Raw genomic sequence first — 19888 nt, forward strand, 5'->3', positions numbered from 1 at the left:
CGAACCCAACCGGTGGCGTTGCCTCAGCTCAGCCGAAAAACCCCGCGAGCCGTGAAGAACGCGAGCCCGCCCAGCACCACGAGAATGACCAGCACCGCGAGGTACACCGCAGACCCCACGGTGAACGGCACCTCGTCGCGCAGAGCCATCACCTCGAAGAACAACGGGAACAGCACGCAGAAGATCGTGCCGCCCCACCACACGCCGAGCAGCCGCCGAACCAGGCGAGCGTTGTTCACGTCGACGTACTCGCCCTGAGCGCACGAACGGGCCGTGGCCAGACTGAGCCCGGACAGGAACCCCCAGAACGCACCGATCCCGCCAGTCATCACGCCGATCACGTTGATCGGGCTGTGCGAGGACGGCAGGTTCAGGCCGACCGCGACGAGCACGATGCCGAGCACCAGCGCCATCCCGATGATCGGCAGGCCCGTCAACGCCAGCCGCGTCCTGATCCGCTCGACGCGGGGAGCGGAGACCCACACCCACCGGGGTGTCGGTCCCTGGCCGACCATGATCAATTGTCGCCCTCCAGCCCGATACGTCGCCGTCGGCGACGCCGGCATCGCTCATGTCACCGACGTCCGGCATGGCCACGGCGGTAACGCCACCGCGCGGAGAACCGGACCGCAGCCCCGTATTCGGCCACTCCGCAACCCCCTGCACGCTGTGACGAGTCAACTCCACAGCGCAACAGGGTTTGCAGCCGAACGGAGTAGCGCTAGCAGCCGATCAGGCGTGCGGCGAGGTACGACTCGAGCTGGTCCATCGCCACCCGCTCCTGCGACATCGTGTCCCGCTCCCGCACCGTCACGGCGAGGTCGGTCAGCGTGTCGAAGTCGACCGTCACGCAGAACGGCGTGCCGATCTCGTCCTGACGGCGGTAGCGGCGGCCGATCGCACCGGCGTCGTCGAAGTCGACGTTCCAGTTGCGGCGCAGGGCCGTCGCCAGGTCGCGGGCCTTCGGCGAGAGGTCCGCGTTGCGCGACAACGGCAGCACGGCGACCTTCACCGGCGCGAGACGGCGGTCGAGCTTCAGCACGACGCGCTTGTCCACTCCGCCCTTGGCGTTCGGCGCCTCGTCCTCGGTGAACGCCTCCAGCAGGAACGCCATCATCGGGCGGCCCACACCGGCGGCCGGCTCGATCACGAACGGCTTGTAGCGGGAGTTCGTGGCCTGGTCGAAGTACGACAGGTCGACGCCGGACTGGTTCGAGTGCGTCGTGAGGTCGAAGTCGGTGCGGTTCGCGATGCCCTCGAGCTCACCCCACTCCTGGCCGCCGAACTGGAAGCGGTACTCGATGTCGACGGTGCGCTTCGAGTAGTGGGAGAGCTTCTCCTTCGGGTGCTCGTAGTGCCGGAGGTTCTCCTTCGACACACCGAGGTCCGTGTACCAGCGCGTGCGCTCGTCGATCCAGTACTGGTGCCACTCTTCGTCCGTGCCCGGCTCGACGAAGAACTCCATCTCCATCTGCTCGAACTCGCGGGTGCGGAAGATGAAGTTGCCGGGCGTGATCTCGTTGCGGAACGACTTGCCGATCTGGCCGATGCCGAACGGCGGCTTCTTGCGCGAGGTCGTCTGCACGTTCAGGAAGTTCGTGAAGATGCCCTGCGCGGTCTCGGGGCGCAGGTAGTGCAGGCCCTCCTCGGTCTCGACCGGACCGAGGTGCGTCTTCAAAAGGCCGTTGAACATCTTCGGCTCGGTGTACTGGCCGCGCACGCCGCAGTTGGGGCACGGCACGTCCGACACGTCGCCCTCGGCGATCTCCTTGCCGGTGCGCTCGGCGTACTCCTCGGACAGCGTGTCCGCGCGGAACCGCTTGTGGCACGACTCGCACTCGATCAGCGGGTCGACGAACGCCTCGACGTGACCGGAGGCGACCCACACGTCACGGGGCAGGATCACCGACGAGTCCAGGCCCACGACGTCCTCGCGACCGCGGACCATGAAGTTCCACCACTGGCGCTTGATGTTGTCCTTGAGCTCGACACCCAGGGGTCCGTAGTCCCACGCCGAGCGGGTACCGCCGTAGATCTCCCCGCACGGGTAGACGAACCCCCTGCGCTTGCAGAGGCTGACAACGGTCTCGATGCGATCGGCGGCCAACGGGAACTCCATCGGGGGAATGAGATTCGGGGGCATCAGCCTAGCCCGTCACGTTGCGCCCCGAACGGGCGACCGGAGCCTTACCCTGCAGGAATGGCAGACCGGCTGCGTGAGCTGTGGGACTTCGCCGACCTCGACGGCACCGAGGCGAGGTTCCGCGCGAGGCTGAACACCGCGGAGACCGACGACGAGCGCGCGGAGGTGCTGACCCAGCTCGCCCGCGTCGAGGGCCTGCGGGACAACTTCGCCGCAGGTCACGCTCTCGTGGACGAGGCGGAGGCGCTCGTCTCGCCCGAGTCGACGGGTCGGGTGCGCGCGTTGCTGGAGCGCGGCAGGCTGCACCGGTCCGGTGGCGATCCGGAGGCCGCGCAACCGCTGTTCGTGGCGGCGTTCGTGCTGGCGAAGAAGGGTGGCGACCTGTGGTTCGCCGCGGACGCCGCACACATGGTCGCCCTGGTCGACGACCCGGAGAAGTGGACCCAGGTCGGCCTGGACCTGATCTCCGAGCACCCGGAGCTGGAGCACTGGCTCGGGCCGCTGCACAACAACCTCGGCTGGTACTACTTCGAGAACGAGCGCTACGACGACGCGTTGGCGGCGTTCGAGAAGACGCCCGCGCCCTACGCGGCGTACGGCAGGGCCAAGACGCTCGCGCTGCTCGGCCGTTCCGCTGAGGCCGCCGACGCCGCACGGCAGGCGCTGGAGCTGCTGCCGGAGGGCTCGGACGAGGAGTTCCTCGCCGAGATGACCAAGATCGCCGGCCCAGATGACTAACGCGGCTTAGCCGGCCCTGCCGCCTCGCCGAGCCGCACCGTGAACGCGTCCTCGGCGAGCAGGCTGGTGTGCTCCTCGACCTCGCCGCCGGTGCTGGTCAACGTCGGCTCGTACATCGCGGGCTCGTCGGTCAGCGCCTCGGACAGCAGCGGGATCACGTGTTCGCGCACGGGGAACGGCGACATCGCGCGCCGGTACGCCACGACGGACTCGAACTCGACGGTCAGCACCCACCGGTCGTCCTCGTCGGTCGACCGCGCCAACGTGCCCTTGTCACACCCCGGCTGGGCAGTTAGAAGCTCTAACGCCCGCTTGACCCTCTCGGTGAACGTCTCTGGGTCGGATACGCGAAAACGGCACACCAACAGCACGATGCAAGGATGGCACGGTGACCAACAAGCGCCCTCTCCTGCCCGGCGACGGCCCGCTGGCGCGCGTGCGCCCGGTGGTGGCGTTCGTGCTCGTGCTGGGCCTCTTCATCGCCGGCGTCTGGCTGGCCGGCACGGTGGGCACGGTCCTGCTGGGCGTGCTGATCATCGGCGCCGGCGTGCTGCTGGCGGCCACCTGGAAGGTTCTTTCCCCAGCTCAACGCACATTGCGCGTGGTGGTCCTACTGGTGCTGGTTGTCATCACCGTAGAATTGGTTGTGAAAATCCCTACCAGGTGAGGTGTGCCGCCATGACCGTCCAGCTGCACGGTGAGCACTCCCCCGAACGCGCGGCCCCCGCACCCGCGCCGCCGAGAGCCGCCCACACCCTCGCCGAGGCGGGCGACCTGCTGCGCGCACTCGCCGCCCCGGTCCGCATCGCGATCGTGCTGCAACTGCGCGAGCACGACCGTTGCGTGCACGAACTGGTCGAGGCTCTGGGCGTGGCCCAGCCGCTGATCAGCCAGCACCTGCGCGTGCTCAAGTCCGCGGGCGTGGTGCACGGCGAACGACACGGCCGCGAGGTCGTGTACCGACTGGTGGACGAACACCTGGCGCACATCGTGGTGGACGCTGTGACGCACGTCGAGGAGAAGTTGTGACCGGACTGAGGTCCACCAAGCAGCGCACGGCCGTCTCGAACCTGCTCGACCAGCTCGACGACTTCCGCAGCGCCCAGGAACTGCACGAGGAACTGCGCCGCCGCGGCGAGGGCATCGGCCTGACAACGGTCTACCGCACCCTTCAATCCCTCGCGGACGCCGGCCAGGTCGACGTCCTGCGCACCGACTCGGGCGAGGCCATCTACCGCCGTTGCTCGGCCCACCACCACCATCACCTCGTGTGCCGCCACTGCGGCCGCACGGTCGAGGTGGAGGGCCCGGCCGTGGAGAAGTGGGCGGACCGGGTGGCCGCGGAGAACGGCTTCTCCGAGGTCTCGCACACGGTCGAGATCTTCGGCACGTGCGCGGAGTGCACGGCGAAGCTGAAGCAGGCCTGACCCACCGATATCCGATATATCAGCGTCGGCCGAAGCCGCCTGCCTGCGCCTTAGCAATGAGTCTTTGGACTTCGTCCGCAAAAGAACCATTGCAAAGGCGCGGCAGGCAAGCGCCGCAGCTGATATATCGGTGACGGTTTCGGGCTACGACTCGTACGGCTCGACCGGCTGGGCCACCGACGTGGTGGACTCCACCGTGAAGCTCGGCACCCACGAGTTCTTCTCGTTCGCCGACTTCGGCACGACCTTGCCGGTCACCTCGACCCACTGCTCGTCGGGCAGCGACGGCACGTCACCGGTCAGCCGCACCTTCAACGGCCGCGCGTCCGCCGCACAGCAGGAGATCGCGAGCCGCGCCACGAAGGTGCCGCCGTCCGCGCGCGTCAGGAACCCGGTCAGCTTCACCCGGCGCCCGTCCAGCGTGCCGGACTCGTCCCACGCCGTGCGCGTCACGAACTCCGTCATGGACAACGGGATGACCTCGCCGGACGGCAGGTCGCCGAGCAGGTTGCGGGACCGCTGCGTCTGGTTCGTGTCGGCGGCCGAGCTCACGACGTCGCCGCCGAGAGCCGGTGGCGAGATCAGGAACACCGCCAGCACCGGCAACAGCATCAGCCACGTCGAACGTGACGAGTGCGAGTGGCCGTGATCGTCTTCAGCAGCTGCCTTGCCGCGGCGGACGTCCTGGACGATCGCGAACACCGCCAGCCCGACCATGATCACGCCGGCTGCGATCAGCAGCGGCAGCAGGCCCTTCTGGACATACCTGAGGTACAGCCCGGAGAAGCTGATCTTCAGCAGCGCTCCGCCGAGCAGGATCAGCAGGATGTTCTGGGTTTCCCGCCTCACAGCAGCACCACCCCTGTCACGACGGCGCACAAGATCGCCACCACGAAGGTGGCCGGCGCGAAGCGGAAGGCGAAGGACTTGCCAAAAGCACCCGCCTGCAACGCGATCAGCTTCACGTCGACAGCCGGTCCGACCACGAGGAACACCAGGCGCGGCAACAAGGGCAGAGCCGAGAACGCGACGGCGACGAACGCGTCGGCCTCCGAGCACAGCGCCAGGATCACGGCGAGGAACGCCATGACGATCACGCCCAGCACGACCTGGCCGCCCAGCGTCTGCATCCACGCGACCGGCACGAAGGTCTTGAACGTCGCCGCGAACAGCCCGCCCAGCACCAGGAACCCGCCGGCGTCCACGAGGTCGTGACGCGCGCTCTCGGCGAACACGGCCCAGCGAGAAGTACCGTCGTGATCCCCGAGGCGAGCCAGCGCACGCTCGGCGATCCACTCCATCTTCCCGAAGCGGACCCACAACCAGCCCATGACCATCGCGGTCAGCAATGACCCGACGAACCGCGCGACGACCATCATCGGGGTGTCGTTGAACGCCACCGCCGTCGCGACGAGCACGATCGGGTTCACCGCGGGAGCGGCCAGGAGGAACGTCAACGCCACGGCGGGCGCGACCCCCTGCTGCATCAACCGCCGCGCGACCGGCACCGAGGCGCATTCACACCCCGGCAGCGCCACGCCCGCGACACCGGCCACGGGCACGGCCAACGCCGTTTTCGAAGGCAGCAACCGGCGCAACGCCGAGGCCGGCACGAACGCCGCGATCGCACCGGAGATCAGCACGCCCAGCACCAGGAACGGCATGGCCTGCACGCAGATCGCCACGAACACGGTCGACGCGGTGCGCAGCTTCGGCACGTCCAGCAGGTCGACGAGCCGGGACTGGAGGAGCAGTGCGAGAACGAGGATCCCGCACAGCACCTCCAGCGACGTGATCTTCAGCCGAGGCGGGCCGGAGCGCCGCTTCGACGAGCGGATCTCGCCGGTGATCGTCATTCCGCGTCAGCATCCAGGTCGAGCAGACGGCGGTACGTGCGCGCCATGCCCTCGCGGATCTCCTCCGGCGACGGCGGCTCGGCGAACTCGGCCTCTTCTTCCTCGAGGTCGTCGTCGTCGAAGTCGACGGGCGTGCCGTTGACCGTCTCCTCGGCCTCTTCTTCGTCTTCGAGGGCCGCCTCACGCAGCTCATCGATGGTCGCGGAGACGTCCTCGGCACTCAAAGCGGGCAGCATCGGCTTCACGATGGCGAGCACGCCACCCTCGGCGTCGTCCAGCGCCACCGCCTCGGCCAGCGCCACGGCGTGGTCGCGCTCGTACGGGCCGCAGATGAACGAGTCCCAGTCGTCGCCGCCCGACGGCTCGAACGTGACGGTCCACGGGAACTCGTTGACGTCCGAGTCCTCTTCCGGCTCGTAAATGATCACGCCACCCATCGAAGGGTCCTTTCTCAAGAAAAGCGGGAGAGGAGCTCGCCGCGCACCTGCGACGCGGTCGACACAACCAGCATGAGCAGCGTGCTCAGCGGTTCCGGTTTGAGGCCGTCCGCCGGGAACGCGTACCTCAGCATCACGTCGGTGCCACGTTCGGAGGGAATCACCCCGAGCGTGCCGAACAGGCCCTGACCAGCGCGTTCGGCGACCCACACCGCCGCGTCGCCAGGCAGGTCCCACGCCACGACGACCGTCAACGACAGTACGGTCAGGCCCTCGGCCAGTTCCATGCCCTGCACGGCGCACGGCACGTCGCCGTGGCGGAAGCTCAACGCGCCGTCGTCGTCCACGGAGACGTCGTGGAACAGCTCCAGCGCCTTGCGCGCGGCCTCGAGAGCCTCACCGCTCGCGTTCACGACACCTCCGAATCGGGCTTGTCGATCGCACCACCGAAGCGGCGGTCGCGCTCGGCGAACTTCTCGACGGCCCGCCACAGGTCGGTGCGGTCGAAGTCGGGCCAAAGGATGTCCTGGAACACCAGCTCGGCGTACGCGGACTGCCACAGCATGAAGTTCGACGTGCGCTGCTCGCCCGACGGCCGGATGAACAGGTCCACGTCCGGCATCTCTGGCTGGTAGAGGTAGCGCGCGATGGTCTTCTCGTCGACCTTGTCCGGGTTGATCTGCCCGGCGGCGGCGAGCCGGGCGATCTCGCGGGCGGCGTCACCGATCTCCGCGCGGCCGCCGTAGTTGATGCACATGGCGAGGTTGAGCTGGTCGTTGTCGCGGGTGCGTTCCTCCGCGACCTCCAGCTCCTTGATCACGCTGCGCCACAGCTTCGGGCGTCGACCGGCCCAGCGGACACGCACACCCAGCTCGTCGAGCTCGTCGGTGCGGTGGTGGATGACGTCGCGCGAGAAGCCCATCAGGAACCGGACCTCTTCTGGGCTGCGGCGCCAGTTCTCCGTGGAGAAGGCGTACAGCGACAGCCACTTCACGCCCATCTCGATGGCGCCCTTGGCGACCTCGACGACGACCTGCTCGCCGCGCTTGTGGCCCTCGACCCGCGACAGCCCGCGCTGGTTGGCCCAGCGGCCGTTGCCGTCCATGACGATCGCGATGTGCTTCGGCACGAACTCGGCGGGGATCCGCGGGGGCACAGCGCCGGACGGGTGCGGCTCCGGCGGGCGCGGGACGCGCTTCTCGCGCTCAGAGCGGCGGCGACGCAGCATCGAACCAGACATCCTCTCGGGGCGAAAACCGTTGTCGGTAGGCGCCACACTAGCCGCTAGCGCCGCCTGTCCTTCTGCCATCCCCCGAGCCAGAGCGCGAACGCCTCCTGCCACTCGGGGCACGACCCGGTCCGGCGCAGCAGCTCGGGAACGATGCGGTGCAGGTCCTCCGGCCGCGGCAGCCACCCCTGGCCCCTGGAGCTGTCCCGGCGCATCGCCTGCACCCAGCCGCGCAACGGCGGCAGGCCCTCCACGATCGGCTTCACGTACGCGGGCGCCGCCAAGTCCCTCTGCAGCGAGAAACCCCAGCACAGCGTGAAGAGGAACAACCGGTAGAAACCGGCCGCGTCCGCCGGTGTCTCGCCGTCCTCCGGCTCGCGCAACGGAAACCGCTCGGCGATGCCCCGGAAGTCGCCGGCCACCCGGATCAGTGCCTTGGTGACCGGCTGGGTCATCGTCAGCACGTGTCGCACGTCGCCCGCGATGACGCCGAGCATGTACTCCAGCTCGGGGTCGATGAAACCGAACTCGAACAGCCGTTGCAACGCGGTCACCAACGGCCCGGCGACGTACTCCTTGCGGCCGTGCGAGTTCCAGTCGACGAACGAGCTCTCCAGCAGCTCCCGCCCGCCGAGCAGCTCGACGAAGTCCCGTGCGGTGAGCAGATCCCGGTTCAGCATCCTGTGCACGACGTCCGGAGCGGTCTCGCCGAGAACTCTCAGCTCCGCCTCCAGGGGCAACCGGCCGGCGTCGCCGCGGCGCAGCAGGTACAGCGGGGGCGTGCGCGGCCCCTCCGGCAGTGCTCGTCCCCATCTGCCCAGCAGCACGGACACCAGCCCCGCGCCCAACCGCTGCACGCCACGGAGCGGGTCAGGAGCGCTCTCGTCGCCGAGGATCTCGTCGTCGAGGATCTCGTGGCAGACGCCGCGCAGCAGCGGCCAGTTCTCCTCCGGCAGATCGAGCAGCAACGTGAGCACCGCACTGTCCAAAGTGGTGCCCACGACCCGAACAGCCTGCCGGTACAACGCGAGCTGCGTCTTCGGTGTCGGGCTCATGAACCGCAACGACCTCAGGGCGAACTCCAGCAGCACCGGGTTCTGCCTGCCCTCGCCGTACTGGTCGAACACCAGGAACGTCAGGCAGTCGTCGATGGCCCGCACCAGGCGCCGGTCCAGCTCCTGGATCGCGATCTGCGGCACCACCTCGCTCTGCCCGCTCACGATCAGCGGCTGGATGCGGCTGACCAGTTCGTGCGCGCCGTTGCAGTGCCGCACCATGAAGCACGCGGCGAAGTACTCCATGAACGTGCGGTGCGTGAACCCGTAGAGCTTCTCGCCGCGAGCGTTGTCACCGGTGCGGCAGAGCAGCCACGCCCGCCCGCCGCAGTAGTCGAGGAACTCCTGCGCTGCCGTGGTCGCGGCCCTTCCCCTGCCTCCGAGGACGTTGCGCGCGAGGTAGTCCCCGATGAGGTCGCGCAGCTTCGCCTCGGTCTCGCTGCTCTGCGAGTCGACCCGGTTGAAGAGGTAGAAGGCCAGCTCCTGCACCAGATACCGGTGCTCGTTCTTCGGCCGGAACGCGCCGGGCAGCTGCCGCACCCGGTCCCACCGCTCGAACAGCAGCTCCGCGCACTGCTCGTAGACCTGGGGCCGGTTCTCCGGGATGTAGCCGTCGTACTCGTAGATCATGCACAGCAGCGAGAGCATCAACGGGTTCGTGCGCAGGTCACCGACGTGCAGGCTGTCGAGCAGGAACATCTCGACCCGGCGGGCCGGATCGGCGTGCCGCGGGCCGGAGGTCAGCCGGAACCAGCGCCCGACGTACGTCTCCACCTGCGGGTCGGTGAAGTCGGGGAGGTAGAACACCGGGAACACGGCCGGGTCGAGCCGTGCGCTCGTGTAGCCCTCCTCCCGCGCGGTCACGACCACGCGGACCAGTGGATAACGCAGGCAGAACGCCTCAATCGCCTCGACCGTCGCGCGACGCCGGTCCACGTCGCTGATCTCGTCGATGCCGTCGAACACGATCACCGCGAGCCCCAGCGCGAGCACGTCGCGCACCACGCCGGCGTCGTAGTCGTGCTGCGTCAGCACACCGAGCCGTTCGGCGAGCAGCGTCACGTACGACTCGTCCAGCCGCTGGTGGTCCTTGAGCTCCAGCACCAGCGGCGCGAGCCTGCTCTCGTCGGAGCCGAACTGGTACATCATCCGGCGGATGAACGTGCTCTTGCCCGCGCCGGGGTTGCCGATCACCACGAACCGGCGCTCGGCCAGGTCGTCCTCCGAGATCACCGGCCCGAGCGAGCCGGTCCCCGACCACGGCGCCAGCACCCGGTTGACGTAGATGTCCTCGATCGGCACCCGGTAGTCCTCGCGCGAATGCGGCATCACGAGCCTCGCGAACCGCCTGCGCATCTCCTGCTTGATCGACCGCACGGCGGCGTGCGCGGCGGTGACCCGGCGGAAGTCCGCGGAGATCTCGGCCCGGTCGACGACGACCTGGGCGAGCGAGGGGTTCGCCGGATCGGGCGCCTGGACGACTCGGGTCGCGTGGACCAGGTCGTTCTGGTCGAACGCGCCGGCCTGCCGCAGCTCGACGACCGCGAGCCGCACGGTGTCGCGCAGGGCGTCCCACAGCGCCGTGCCGATCGCGGCGGTCTGCTCGTCGGGCAGTTCCAGCCTGCCCGCGAGCTCCTCCACGAACGTCGCGGCGAGCCGGTCCTGCTCCTCCGCGTGGTCGCCGTCCGAGAGCTCGAGGAACGCGAGCAACTCCAGCAGCCCGGCGCACAGGCGTCCGGAGAGGTGCTGTGCGATGGCGTCCTGATGGGCGCGGGCGAGCTCGAGATCGGCCCACGCCGGGTGGCGCCGCACCGCGTCCGGAGCCGGCAGCACCGTGCTGAGCGACTCCTTCCACCCGATGGCGGAAGCGCGAACGGCGAGCCCTCCGACCGCCCCCGCCGCAGACCGCTCCACGAGTGCCATCAGCGCCGGATCTGCCACGCGGCGAAGCTACATAGATCTTGAGCGGGTTTCGCCGCCGCGCGGCGAACTTGGCCCGATCAGCCCAACGTGCCGTCTTCGGCTTTGGCCTTCCGCTCGACCAACGGCAAGGACCGCAGCTGCCTTTCCAGGTGCCACTGCAGGTGCGCCGCGACCAGGCCGCTCGCATCGCGCCGGGCGATGTGCGGGATCTCGTCGACCACACCCCACTGCCCGTGCAGCAACGCCGAGAGCAGCGTCAACGTGTCCTGCGACGGCGACGCGGACCCCGCCGGGCGGCAGTTCGGGCAGCACGAGCCACCTGCCTGCACGCTGAACGCCCGGTGCGGACCAGGATTGCCGCACTTGGCGCATTCGTTCACCGCGGGCGCCCATCCGGCGAACGCCATCGCACGCATGAGGAACGCGTCCAGCAGCAGCGAAGGATCACGCTCCGCCGCCGACAACGCGCGCAGCGCCCCCGCGACGAGCATGTAGAGGCGCAGGACCGGTTCGCCCTCTTCGGCCGTGAGCCGGTCCGCGGTCTCGACGATCGCGCACGCGGCCGTGTAGCGCTGGTAGTCGTTGACGATCCCCACGCCGAACGCGTCCAGCGTCTGCACCTGCGTGATGATGTCGAGCGACCGGCCGGGGTGGAACTGCACGTCGACGTGGCAGAACGGCTCCAGCCGCGCACCGAACTTCGACGTCGTCTTGCGCACGCCCTTCGCGACGGCTCTCAACTTGCCGTGCCGCTGCGTCAGGAACGTGATGATCCGGTCCGCTTCACCGAGCTTCTGCACCCGAAGCACGACGCCGGTGTCGCGGTAGAGGTTCGCCATCAGAACCCGAGGCGGCGCAGCTGTTTCGGGTCTCGCTGCCAGTCCTTGGCGATCTTGATGTGCAGGTCCAGGTACACCCGCGTGCCCAGCAGCGCCTCGATCTGCTTGCGCGCCGCCATGCCGACCTGCTTGAGCCGCTCACCCCGATGCCCCAGGATGATCGCCTTCTGCGACGGCCGTTCCACGAACACGAACGCGTGGATGTCCATCAGGTCGTCACGACCCTCGCGCGGCATCATCTCCTCGACCACCACGGCGATGGAGTGCGGCAGCTCGTCCCGCACGCCTTCCAGCGCGGCCTCGCGGATCAGCTCGGCGACCAGGGTCTGCTCGGGCTCGTCGGTCAGATCGCCGTCCGGGAACAGCTGCGGCCCCTGCGGCAGTTTCGCCAGCAGCAGGTCGCTCAGCTTGTCGACCTGGAAGCCGTCGACCGCGGACACCGGGATGATCTCGGCGAACTCCATCACCTTCTGCAGGGCGAGCAGCTGCTCCATCACCTGCTGAGGCTGGACCAGATCGGTCTTCGTCACGATGCCGACCACGGGCGTGCGCTTCGCGACCTTCTCGAGCTCGGCGGCGATGAACTTGTCACCAGGGCCGACCTTCTGGTCCGCGGGCACGCAGAAGCCCACGACGTCGACCTCGGACCACGTCTCGCGCACCAGGTCGTTGAGCCGCTGGCCGAGCAGTGTGCGCGGCCGGTGCAGACCGGGCGTGTCCACGAGCACGAGCTGGCCGTCCTCGCGGTGCACGATGCCGCGGATCGTGTGGCGGGTGGTCTGCGGCTTGCTGGACGTGATGGCGACCTTCGTGCCCACCAGTGCGTTCGTCAGCGTCGACTTCCCTGCGTTCGGGCGGCCGACGAAGCACGCGAACCCGGAGCGGTAACCATCCATTCGTCCATTGTCCCTGTCAGTCGCGGTGAGCTCGTCGCAGGTCCCCTCGCTACCTCACCGAGGTCGTTTTCGTTCCGCTCCGTCGTGTGAGGTCACCGGGGACAAGCATCCTGCGTCTGACCGCATCAATGACCGAAAATGCCTGTCCAGGTGACCCGCGAGCATCCCACCTTCGCCCGTCGAAGTCTCCAGTACGAGATCAAGGCGCACCCCTTTGTCGGCAGCTGCAAGAAGTTCACGCACCACCTCGTCGACACCGTGTGCGGCGAAGCTCACCACCAGCACTCGCTGCCTGGTGGCGCGGATGATTCCAGCACCACTGAGCTGGTCATCCTCACCGCCACCGCCGAGCTGAGTGGACCGCTGACCACCAGTCGGGGCCTGCGCGACTCGGCTTCACGGTGCGCCGCCGCGAGTGCGAGCGCAACCGCGGAGCCGGGCTGGTGCGGCGCGAGTTCACGCCACCGCGAAATCACCTGATGGGCAGCCGCGCGTTCGTCATGATCAGCATGGCCTCGTCGTTCGTCCACGGCAGATTGCCCAACCGGGCTGCACTGGCCGATCGGCAGATGGTATTTGCACTCGTCGTCCACCGTGTCCCTCGAAGTCGATCACACCGAAGTTGACGATGCAGATCACGAACCGTGTTCATGCGGGCTCGTATCACTCGACTGGCGTATGTGTGAGGCGCTCGGCCGAGTTATTGGGTAGATCCGCTCATGTCCAAACAGTCGCTCTTGAGCACACTGACTGCACAACGGGGAGCTGTGCAAGGGGGCACGGGTGGGATTCCAGGCAACGGTCGAGCTGTTGCAGCAGGCCGCGGGCAAGGTCAACGGTCGCGGGGACGCCGTGGGGGCGGCGAACCTGGCCGGTCCGGCCGACCGGGTGGCCGACGCGATGCCGGGTGGCGCCGCTGCTGAACAGGCGCGGGCGGTGGCGGAGTCGTGGCGTACCACGTTGTCCGGGTGGGCGGCCGATGCGCACGAGTACGCCAAGGACCTTGCCGACAGCGCTACCACCTACCAAGGGGTGGAGCAAACCAACGAAGCCGGCTTCACCGGTCGTTCGTTGAAGGGCGCGATCTGATGGTGAGCGTGGGAGACATCCGGAAGTGGAGCCCGGCTGGTCTCGAGGAGGCGTATCGGGGTCTGCGGCGACAGGAAGAGATCCTGATCGAGGCGGGCGATGGCTTCGGCACCGACGCCAAGGTGGCGGACTGGAGCGGTCGTGCCGCTGATGCGGCCGAGAGCAACCGGAAGTCCTTGGTGGACCGGCTGGAGATCATCGTCGCCGGTGTCGCCGCGGCGCGGCGTGGCGTCGCTGATTCGGCTGACGCGGTTACAGCGCTTCTGGCAGTCCTTGCCGAGACCGACGGGCTGGCTCAGCGCTACTACTACCGGATCAGTGATGACGGTGCGGTGGTTGATACCGCTTTCGTCACCTCAGGTGCCACTCCGCAGCCTTCGCATGAGCGAGACCAGGTCAAGGACGAGCTCGGCGATCGCGTATGTGAGATTGTGCGTCGGGCCGACGACATCGACCGCGACCTCGCCGACGTGTTGCGCAAAGCTGCGCACGGTCAGATCGGCACGGACGGTGCCACCACGGTCGCGGCCGCCGCACAAGCTGGGCAAGGACACGGTGCACTGTCCGCCCTCGAACCGCCGTCGAACGGCACAGTGGCGCAGAACGCGGCCTGGTGGCGGTCGTTGTCGTCCAAGGAACGATGGATGATCTCCGAGTTCCACCCGGAGTGGATCGGCAACCTGGACGGAATTCCCGCGACCGCACGGGATCAGGCGAACCGGAGCCGCCTGTACCAGGAGCAGAACTCGCTCGGTCTGGAACTGCGACGACTGCAAGCCGTTCTCGACGACCCGAACTCCAAGGCGGCCGACTACCAGCATGCGCTGCTGCGGGCCGGGGAGATCGACAAGAAGCTGGAAGCGTTGCAGGCGATCGAGAAGACGGCGTCGCGGCCGGGTGAACGGCAGTTGCTGCTGCTGGACGTCAGCGGGGAGAACCCACGAGCGGCTGTCGCGTCGGGCAACGTGGACACCGCGAAGAACGTCGTGGCGTTCACGGGCGGGTTCGGCTCCACGGTCACAGGAGACATCAGGGAGTACGACGACAAGATGAGCAAGCTGCGTGAGGAGTCCGATCGCTTGTCGGAGAAATACGGCGACGGCGGGAAGACGGCTGCCATCACATGGATGGGCTACGACGCACCGCAGTCTCTTGACGTCACGTCAGACAGCAAAGCGCAGCAGGGCGGGCAGCAACTGGCCAAGTTCCTCGACGGCATCGATGCATCGCGGCAGGGGAACGAGCCACACGTGGTCGCCGTCGGCCACTCCTACGGCTCCACCACCACAGGCCTGGCACTGCGTGAAGCGTCCGGAGTGGACGACGCGATCTTCCTCGGTTCCCCCGGCATCGGTACCCACAACCTTGCCGATCTGAAGGTTCCCGGAGGTCACTCGTTCGTGCTGGAGAACAAGAATGACCCGGTTGCCGACCTCGGTAGGTTCGGTGGCGATCCCACCACGATCGAAGGTGTGCGTCATCTGTCCACGAGCGAGGCAACGTCCGCGGACGGTCGGCGGCTGGAGGAGTCCACCGGGCACTCCAGCGTGAATGAGTACCTGCGGCCCGGCACGACCAGCCAGTACAACATCGCCGCGCAGGTCGCCGGCCTGTCCGACAAGGCCGTGGCCGGAGCGACGGTCGGTGCGGGTGACGTGATTCGCAACCCCTGGTAGGGACTGATCATGAAGATTCGAGGGCGCGGGATGTTGATTCGTGCGGCCGTCGTCGCGATGGTCGTGACTGCATCCGGCTGTGGAGGGGGAGGTTCCGACGTGGACGAAGTCTTCGCGAAGGTGATGCAACGTCCCGATATCGAGCAGACAGTGGCTTCCTACACGGAGATGGGCGCCAGGATCAGGGAGCGGCTCGCGGCCGAGTTCGGCCGTACGTGGGAGCAGGTGAGTGACGGGGGCCGTGCCGGATGCGGTGACGAGTACAAGGTGCTGGACGATGTCGAGAATCGTCACCTGCCGAGGTGGAGTTCGAAGGGCAACCTGCCGGACGATCAGTGGCCACGTGCTGAAGCGATCGTCGGGGAGGTCGCGGAAGGTTATGGCTTCCACAAGGATCCGGTGATTCTCGTGAACCGGCAGGGAGATCACGAAGTCGTCTACGACAAGCCGGACGGCGCACAGGTCACCTTCGGAACGGCGGTCAACACCGTGCTGGACGTCATGACCGGCTGCCACCTGACGGTCGATGCGCATCGGCGTGGCACGCCCAAGGCCGCGCGTAGGTGATCGATGGGCTACCTGATCCGCCTTGAGCCGCTCCCGTACTTCCTGCGGGAGAACCCGCCCGGAAAGGACTACTTTCGGACGTGGCGGACCGTCTGTTCGACCACGTCGAGGACTCGGCCCTGATCGCGCTCGGCATCGACGCCCGGCTGTTGCCGCTGGTGCGTGTGCTCACCGCCGAACCACACCTGGAAGCCTTGGAGTCGCGGCTCCCCGCACCGCAGTACGACGCCTTGGTGGCGCTTGCGGCGGGCATGACGCTGGAGGAAGCCTGGCAGGAGGTCAGCAAGCACCTAGCCCGACCGGTACGCCATGGTGTCCGGCCCGGAGGAACTCGCGGACGTGCTGGCACATCCGTTTGCCGCGTGGCGAGTGTTCCTCCACGGAAGACAACGTGAAATCGCCTACCGCCCGTCTTACTCGGGTGCGGTGATGGTCAGCGGCGGTGCGGGCACCGGCACAAGACGGTGACGGCACCGCATCGCGCCGCCCTTCTTTCGCACTCCGCTCCGCTGCGTCGCTCTCGTCGGTGTGGACCGCGACGCGATCCCTCTCATGGCGGCCGTGACACCGGTCGACGAGGACCCGATCGCGCACGAGCACGACGAACAGCGGGAACGCTGCCTGCTGTTCGTCGCCAGCACTCGTGCCCGCGATGCGCTCGTGCTCTCCCACACGGGGCAACGCAGTCCGTTCATGCTCTGAAGGCAAGCCGGTCAGAGCACCTCAGCGACCTCGCCCGCAGCAGTCGCTCGGATCACCGGACCATCTGCGGTCAGGTCGCGCACAGCCTGTACGGACGCGTCGTCGAGCCCGTCCGCGTCCGTCACCACGGCCGCGGCTTCCAGGCCCTCCGCACCGCTCGACACGGCGGCCGCGACGGCGGCCTGCAGCGCGGTGAGCTGCAGCGACGGCAACGCGACCGTAGACGCGTTGTACGTGCGGCCGTCGAGGTCGCGCACCGCGGCACCCTCGGCGGCACCGTTGCGCGCGCGGACGGACCGCGCGAGCGTCAGGAGCTTGGCGTCCTCGGGGTCGAGGTCAGTCATTGTTCTCGTTCTCCTTCTGCACGGGGCGCACGAGCACAGTGGTGACGCGGATGCGGCCGCGTTCGTCCTTGCCGCCCTCCGCCCGCATGCGCAGGCCCGCGATCTCGGCCTCCGTGCCGGGCAGGGGCACGCGCCCGAGCCGTTGCGCGAGCAGGCCGCCGACGGTCTCGACCTCGTGGTCGTCCAACTCGGTGCCGAACAACGCGTCCAGGTCGTCGACCGGGAGCCTGGCGCTGACCCGCACCGCGCCGTCCTCGAGGTGCTCGACCGGCGGGCGGTCGTCGGTGTCGGACTCGTCGGTGATCTCGCCGACGATCTCCTCGAGGATGTCCTCGATGGTCAGCAGGCCCGCGGTGCCGCCGTACTCGTCGACCACGATCGCCATGTGGCGGCGCGACACCTGCATCTCGCGCAGCAGGTCCGCGATGGGCTTCGAGTCCGGGATGAAGCTCATCGGGCGCATCAGCTCGGAGACGTTCTTCGGGTCCTCGTCCTCTGCGAGCGTGGCCCGCATCATGTCCTTGAGGTTCACCACGCCGAGCACGTCGTCGACGCTCTCGCCGATCACCGGCACGCGGGTGTAGCCCGTCCGCAACGACAGCGCGAGCGCCTGCCGCAGCGACTTCGACTGCTCGATCCACACGATCTCGGTGCGCGGCACCATGACCTCGCGCGCGATGGTGTCGCCCAGCTCGAACACCGAGTGGATCATCTCGCGCTCGCCCTCGTCGACGACGCCGCGTTCCTGCGCCATGTCGACCAGCTCGCGCAGCTCGACCTCGGAGCTGAACGGACCCTCGCGGAAGCCCTTGCCGGGCGTGATCGCGTTACCGATGAGGATCAGGAGCTTGGACAACGGCCCTAGCACGCGCCCGAGCTGCCGGACGGTGCCCGCGGCGACCAGACTCACGCCGTACGGGTGCTGACGGCCGATGGTGCGCGGTCCGACGCCGACGAGCACGTACGACACGACGAGCATGCTCAGGCAGGAGTACAGGACGGCGAGCCAGTTGCTGTCCTCGTACTGCAGGAACACCGTGGTGACCAGCACCGCCGCCAGCATCTCGCAGAACAGGCGCAGCAGCAGCAACAGGTTGACGTGCCGCGGCCGGTCGTTGAGAACCTGCAGCAGCTGCCCCGTGCCCCAGCGCCCTTGCCGTTGCAACGCCTCGACGCGTGCGCGCGACACGGTGCCGAGCGCGGCGTCCACACACGCGAAGACACCGGCGGCGAGCACGAGCAAGACGGCCAGCACTATGACGCCGGCTGGGTTGCCGCTCATCGCGCGTCAGTCTTCGTCGGGGTGCTGGAGAGGCTTCTGCTCGTCCAACCCGACCGCGCCGAGCACCTTGTCGTCGGTGCTGCGCTGGTGGGCGGCTCGCTCGGCCTCGTCACGCGCGTTGCGGAAGTCCGCGAGGATGCGGTTCTGCAGCGTGAACATCTCGCGTTCCTCGGCAGGCTCCGCGTGGTCGTAGCCGAGCAGGTGCAGCACACCGTGCACGGTCAGCAGGTGCAGCTCGTCCAGCAACCCGTGACCGGCCTTCTTGGCCTGGTCCTTGGCGAACGCCGGGCACAGCACGATGTCCCCGAGCAGCGCGGGCCCGAGCCCTGCCGCGTCGGGCCGGCGCGCGGAGTCCAGCTCGTCCATGGGGAAGGCCATGACGTCCGTGGGGCCGGGCAGGTCCATCCAGCGCTCGTGCAGGTCGGCCATCACGTCCAGCTCGACCAGCAGGACGGACAGCTCGGCCAGCGGGCTCACGCCCATGCGGTCCAGCGCGAAGCGGGCGGCGGAGACGATGGAACCCTCGTCGACTCCGACGCCCGACTCGTTGGCGATCTCGATGCTCACGGCGCCTATCGTCCCCGGCGCTGGTTACCCCGGCGTGCACCGGGTCCGTGGTGTTGCCCGTTCTGGTCGACGAGGTCCTGCTGGACCTGCCACTTGTCGTACGCGTCGACGATGTCCCCGACGAGACGGTGACGGACCACGTCCTGGCTGGTCAGCACGGAGAAGTGCACGTCATCGACGCCGTCCAGGATGTCCTTGACGACCCGCAGACCGCTGCGCTGGCCGCCGGGCAGGTCGACCTGGGTGATGTCACCCGTCACGACGATCTTGGAGCCGAAGCCCAGGCGGGTGAGGAACATCTTCATCTGCTCGGGAGTCGTGTTCTGCGCCTCGTCGAGGATGATGAACGCGTCGTTCAGGCTTCTTCCCCGCATGTAGGCCAGCGGTGCGACCTCGATCGTGCCCGCCTGCGTGAGGCGCGGGATCGACTCCGGGTCGACCATGTCGTGCAGCGCGTCGTAGAGCGGGCGCAGGTACGGGTCGATCTTCTCGTACAGCGTGCCTGGCAGGTAGCCGAGCCGCTCGCCCGCCTCGACGGCCGGGCGGGTGAGGATGATCCGGTTGACCTGCTTGGCCTGCAGCGCCTGCACGGCCTTGGCCATGGCGAGGTAGGTCTTGCCGGTGCCGGCGGGGCCGATGCCGAACACGATGGTGTTCTTGTCGATCGCGTCGACGTAGTGCTTCTGGTTCAGCGTCTTCGGCCGGATCGTGCGGCCGCGGCGGCTGATGATGTCCAGGCTCAGCACCTCGGCGGGCGACTCGGCCTCGTTCGCGTTCAGCATCGCGATGGTGCGGCGGACCGTGTTCTGGTCGATGGCCTGGCCGCGGCTCGCGAGGGTGACGAGTTCGGAGAAGACCCGCTCGGCGAAGGCCACGTCGGCGGGGTCACCGGACAGGGTGATCTCGTTCCCGCGCACGTGCACGTCGGCGTCGAGCAGATCCTCGGCGAGCCGGAGGTTCTCGTCGCGCGACCCCAGCAGGCTGAGCACCGCACCTTCCGGCACGGCGAACCGGGACTGACCTTCCTTGGTGCTCTGCTGTGTTTCTTCGGCCACGTGGCCCCGGCCTGCTTCCTGTCGCTCGGATCTGATGCGTCGATGCTAGTCCGGCCGAAAATGG

General features: G+C 68.2%; 25 protein-coding genes. 10 read left to right on the forward strand and 15 right to left on the reverse strand.

From position 1 onward, the window contains the following. Positions 1-23 precede the first annotated feature (23 nt). Entirely contained in the window at positions 24-515 is a 492-nt protein-coding gene (locus UK23_RS09115; RefSeq protein ID WP_156212975.1) for a hypothetical protein, read from the reverse strand. 206 nt (positions 516-721) lie between these two features. Next, on the reverse strand, positions 722-2107 hold the full coding sequence (locus UK23_RS09120; RefSeq protein WP_045311030.1) for a glycine--tRNA ligase: 1386 nt from the start codon (positions 2105-2107) through the stop codon (positions 722-724). A 93-nt stretch (positions 2108-2200) separates the two neighbouring features. Between UK23_RS09120 and UK23_RS09125 the strand changes: the two genes are divergently transcribed. Then, positions 2201-2881 carry a tetratricopeptide repeat protein gene (locus tag UK23_RS09125; RefSeq protein WP_052684496.1) on the forward strand — a complete coding sequence of 227 codons (681 nt, stop codon included), beginning with the start codon at positions 2201-2203 and terminating at the stop codon, positions 2879-2881. On the opposite strand, the gene UK23_RS09130 is transcribed toward UK23_RS09125, so the two are convergent. Next, entirely contained in the window at positions 2878-3252 is a 375-nt protein-coding gene (locus UK23_RS09130) for an antibiotic biosynthesis monooxygenase (protein ID WP_045310967.1), read from the reverse strand. The two genes, UK23_RS09125 and UK23_RS09130, sit on opposite strands and share 4 nt — an antisense overlap. A 17-nt stretch (positions 3253-3269) precedes the next feature. Here UK23_RS09130 and UK23_RS09135 point away from each other — a divergent pair, with 17 nt between their 5' ends. Genes UK23_RS09135 through UK23_RS09145 form a run of 3 tightly spaced genes read left to right on the forward strand, consistent with a single transcriptional unit; the run spans position 3270 to position 4308 of the window. After that, positions 3270-3548, forward strand: coding sequence for a hypothetical protein (locus tag UK23_RS09135; protein ID WP_231114435.1), 279 nt, complete (start codon positions 3270-3272; stop codon positions 3546-3548). A gap of 11 nt (positions 3549-3559) precedes the next feature. Further along, complete coding sequence (locus tag UK23_RS09140; RefSeq protein ID WP_045310968.1) at positions 3560-3910, forward strand: ArsR/SmtB family transcription factor; 351 nt, start codon at positions 3560-3562, stop codon at positions 3908-3910. Continuing rightward, positions 3907-4308 (forward strand): Fur family transcriptional regulator, encoded by a 402-nt coding sequence (locus UK23_RS09145; protein WP_045310969.1) that lies wholly within the window; start codon positions 3907-3909, stop codon positions 4306-4308. The genes UK23_RS09140 and UK23_RS09145 overlap by 4 nt, the downstream gene beginning before the upstream one ends. Before the next feature lie 144 nt (positions 4309-4452). On the opposite strand, the gene UK23_RS09150 is transcribed toward UK23_RS09145, so the two are convergent. From UK23_RS09150 to era, 8 genes are read right to left on the reverse strand one after another with little or no spacing between them, the layout of a single operon-like run. Next, positions 4453-5157, reverse strand: a complete 705-nt coding sequence (locus tag UK23_RS09150) for a TIGR03943 family putative permease subunit (RefSeq protein WP_045310970.1) — start codon at positions 5155-5157, stop codon at positions 4453-4455. Continuing rightward, on the reverse strand, positions 5154-6164 hold the full coding sequence (locus UK23_RS09155) for a permease (RefSeq protein ID WP_045310971.1): 1011 nt from the start codon (positions 6162-6164) through the stop codon (positions 5154-5156). The genes UK23_RS09150 and UK23_RS09155 overlap by 4 nt, the downstream gene beginning before the upstream one ends. Then, positions 6161-6601 (reverse strand): hypothetical protein, encoded by a 441-nt coding sequence (locus UK23_RS52580; protein ID WP_045310972.1) that lies wholly within the window; start codon positions 6599-6601, stop codon positions 6161-6163. Before UK23_RS52580 ends, UK23_RS09155 begins: the two co-directional genes overlap by 4 nt. A 14-nt stretch (positions 6602-6615) precedes the next feature. Then, on the reverse strand, positions 6616-7014 hold the full coding sequence (locus UK23_RS09165; RefSeq protein WP_045310973.1) for a YbjN domain-containing protein: 399 nt from the start codon (positions 7012-7014) through the stop codon (positions 6616-6618). Next, positions 7011-7829, reverse strand: coding sequence for an isoprenyl transferase (locus tag UK23_RS09170; protein WP_045310974.1), 819 nt, complete (start codon positions 7827-7829; stop codon positions 7011-7013). The genes UK23_RS09165 and UK23_RS09170 overlap by 4 nt, the downstream gene beginning before the upstream one ends. A 56-nt stretch (positions 7830-7885) precedes the next feature. Continuing rightward, positions 7886-10825 (reverse strand): NACHT domain-containing protein, encoded by a 2940-nt coding sequence (locus UK23_RS09175; protein ID WP_052684497.1) that lies wholly within the window; start codon positions 10823-10825, stop codon positions 7886-7888. 59 nt (positions 10826-10884) lie between these two features. Then, positions 10885-11646, reverse strand: a complete 762-nt coding sequence (gene recO, locus UK23_RS09180) for a DNA repair protein RecO (RefSeq protein WP_045310975.1) — start codon at positions 11644-11646, stop codon at positions 10885-10887. Continuing rightward, the gene (era, locus tag UK23_RS09185; RefSeq protein ID WP_045310976.1) at positions 11646-12542 is read right to left on the reverse strand and encodes a GTPase Era; all 897 of its coding nucleotides are present in this window, start codon (positions 12540-12542) and stop codon (positions 11646-11648) included. The genes recO and era overlap by 1 nt, the downstream gene beginning before the upstream one ends. A gap of 138 nt (positions 12543-12680) precedes the next feature. Between era and UK23_RS09190 the strand changes: the two genes are divergently transcribed. The 6 genes from UK23_RS09190 to UK23_RS51360 all read left to right on the forward strand — a co-directional run bounded on the left by UK23_RS09190 (position 12681) and on the right by UK23_RS51360 (position 16576). Continuing rightward, positions 12681-13022, forward strand: a complete 342-nt coding sequence (locus UK23_RS09190) for a hypothetical protein (RefSeq protein WP_045310977.1) — start codon at positions 12681-12683, stop codon at positions 13020-13022. A gap of 303 nt (positions 13023-13325) precedes the next feature. After that, a complete protein-coding gene (locus UK23_RS09195; protein ID WP_052684498.1) occupies positions 13326-13631 on the forward strand; it encodes a hypothetical protein in 306 nt (101 codons plus the stop codon). A gap of 8 nt (positions 13632-13639) precedes the next feature. Beyond that, positions 13640-15307: an alpha/beta hydrolase gene (locus UK23_RS09200; RefSeq protein WP_196777668.1), complete on the forward strand. Its 1668-nt coding sequence runs from the start codon at positions 13640-13642 to the stop codon at positions 15305-15307. A gap of 99 nt (positions 15308-15406) precedes the next feature. Continuing rightward, a complete protein-coding gene (locus UK23_RS09205) occupies positions 15407-15874 on the forward strand; it encodes an LppA family lipoprotein (protein WP_045311035.1) in 468 nt (155 codons plus the stop codon). An 80-nt stretch (positions 15875-15954) separates the two neighbouring features. Continuing rightward, positions 15955-16269, forward strand: coding sequence for a hypothetical protein (locus UK23_RS09210; protein ID WP_045310979.1), 315 nt, complete (start codon positions 15955-15957; stop codon positions 16267-16269). Positions 16270-16426: 157 nt separating this feature from the next. Then, on the forward strand, positions 16427-16576 hold the full coding sequence (locus tag UK23_RS51360; protein ID WP_156212976.1) for a hypothetical protein: 150 nt from the start codon (positions 16427-16429) through the stop codon (positions 16574-16576). A gap of 11 nt (positions 16577-16587) precedes the next feature. On the opposite strand, the gene UK23_RS09215 is transcribed toward UK23_RS51360, so the two are convergent. Genes UK23_RS09215 through UK23_RS09230 form a run of 4 tightly spaced genes read right to left on the reverse strand, consistent with a single transcriptional unit; the run spans position 16588 to position 19824 of the window. Beyond that, complete coding sequence (locus tag UK23_RS09215) at positions 16588-16920, reverse strand: hypothetical protein (RefSeq protein ID WP_045310980.1); 333 nt, start codon at positions 16918-16920, stop codon at positions 16588-16590. Then, positions 16913-18202 carry a hemolysin family protein gene (locus tag UK23_RS09220; RefSeq protein WP_045310981.1) on the reverse strand — a complete coding sequence of 430 codons (1290 nt, stop codon included), beginning with the start codon at positions 18200-18202 and terminating at the stop codon, positions 16913-16915. Before UK23_RS09220 ends, UK23_RS09215 begins: the two co-directional genes overlap by 8 nt. A 6-nt stretch (positions 18203-18208) precedes the next feature. After that, positions 18209-18769: an rRNA maturation RNase YbeY gene (gene ybeY / locus UK23_RS09225; protein ID WP_045310982.1), complete on the reverse strand. Its 561-nt coding sequence runs from the start codon at positions 18767-18769 to the stop codon at positions 18209-18211. A gap of 5 nt (positions 18770-18774) precedes the next feature. Beyond that, positions 18775-19824, reverse strand: a complete 1050-nt coding sequence (locus tag UK23_RS09230) for a PhoH family protein (protein WP_045310983.1) — start codon at positions 19822-19824, stop codon at positions 18775-18777. Positions 19825-19888 lie beyond the last annotated feature (64 nt).

Origin of the sequence: Lentzea aerocolonigenes (assembly GCF_000955955.1) — a bacterium.
In the GTDB taxonomy this organism is placed as follows: domain Bacteria; phylum Actinomycetota; class Actinomycetes; order Mycobacteriales; family Pseudonocardiaceae; genus Lentzea; species Lentzea aerocolonigenes_A.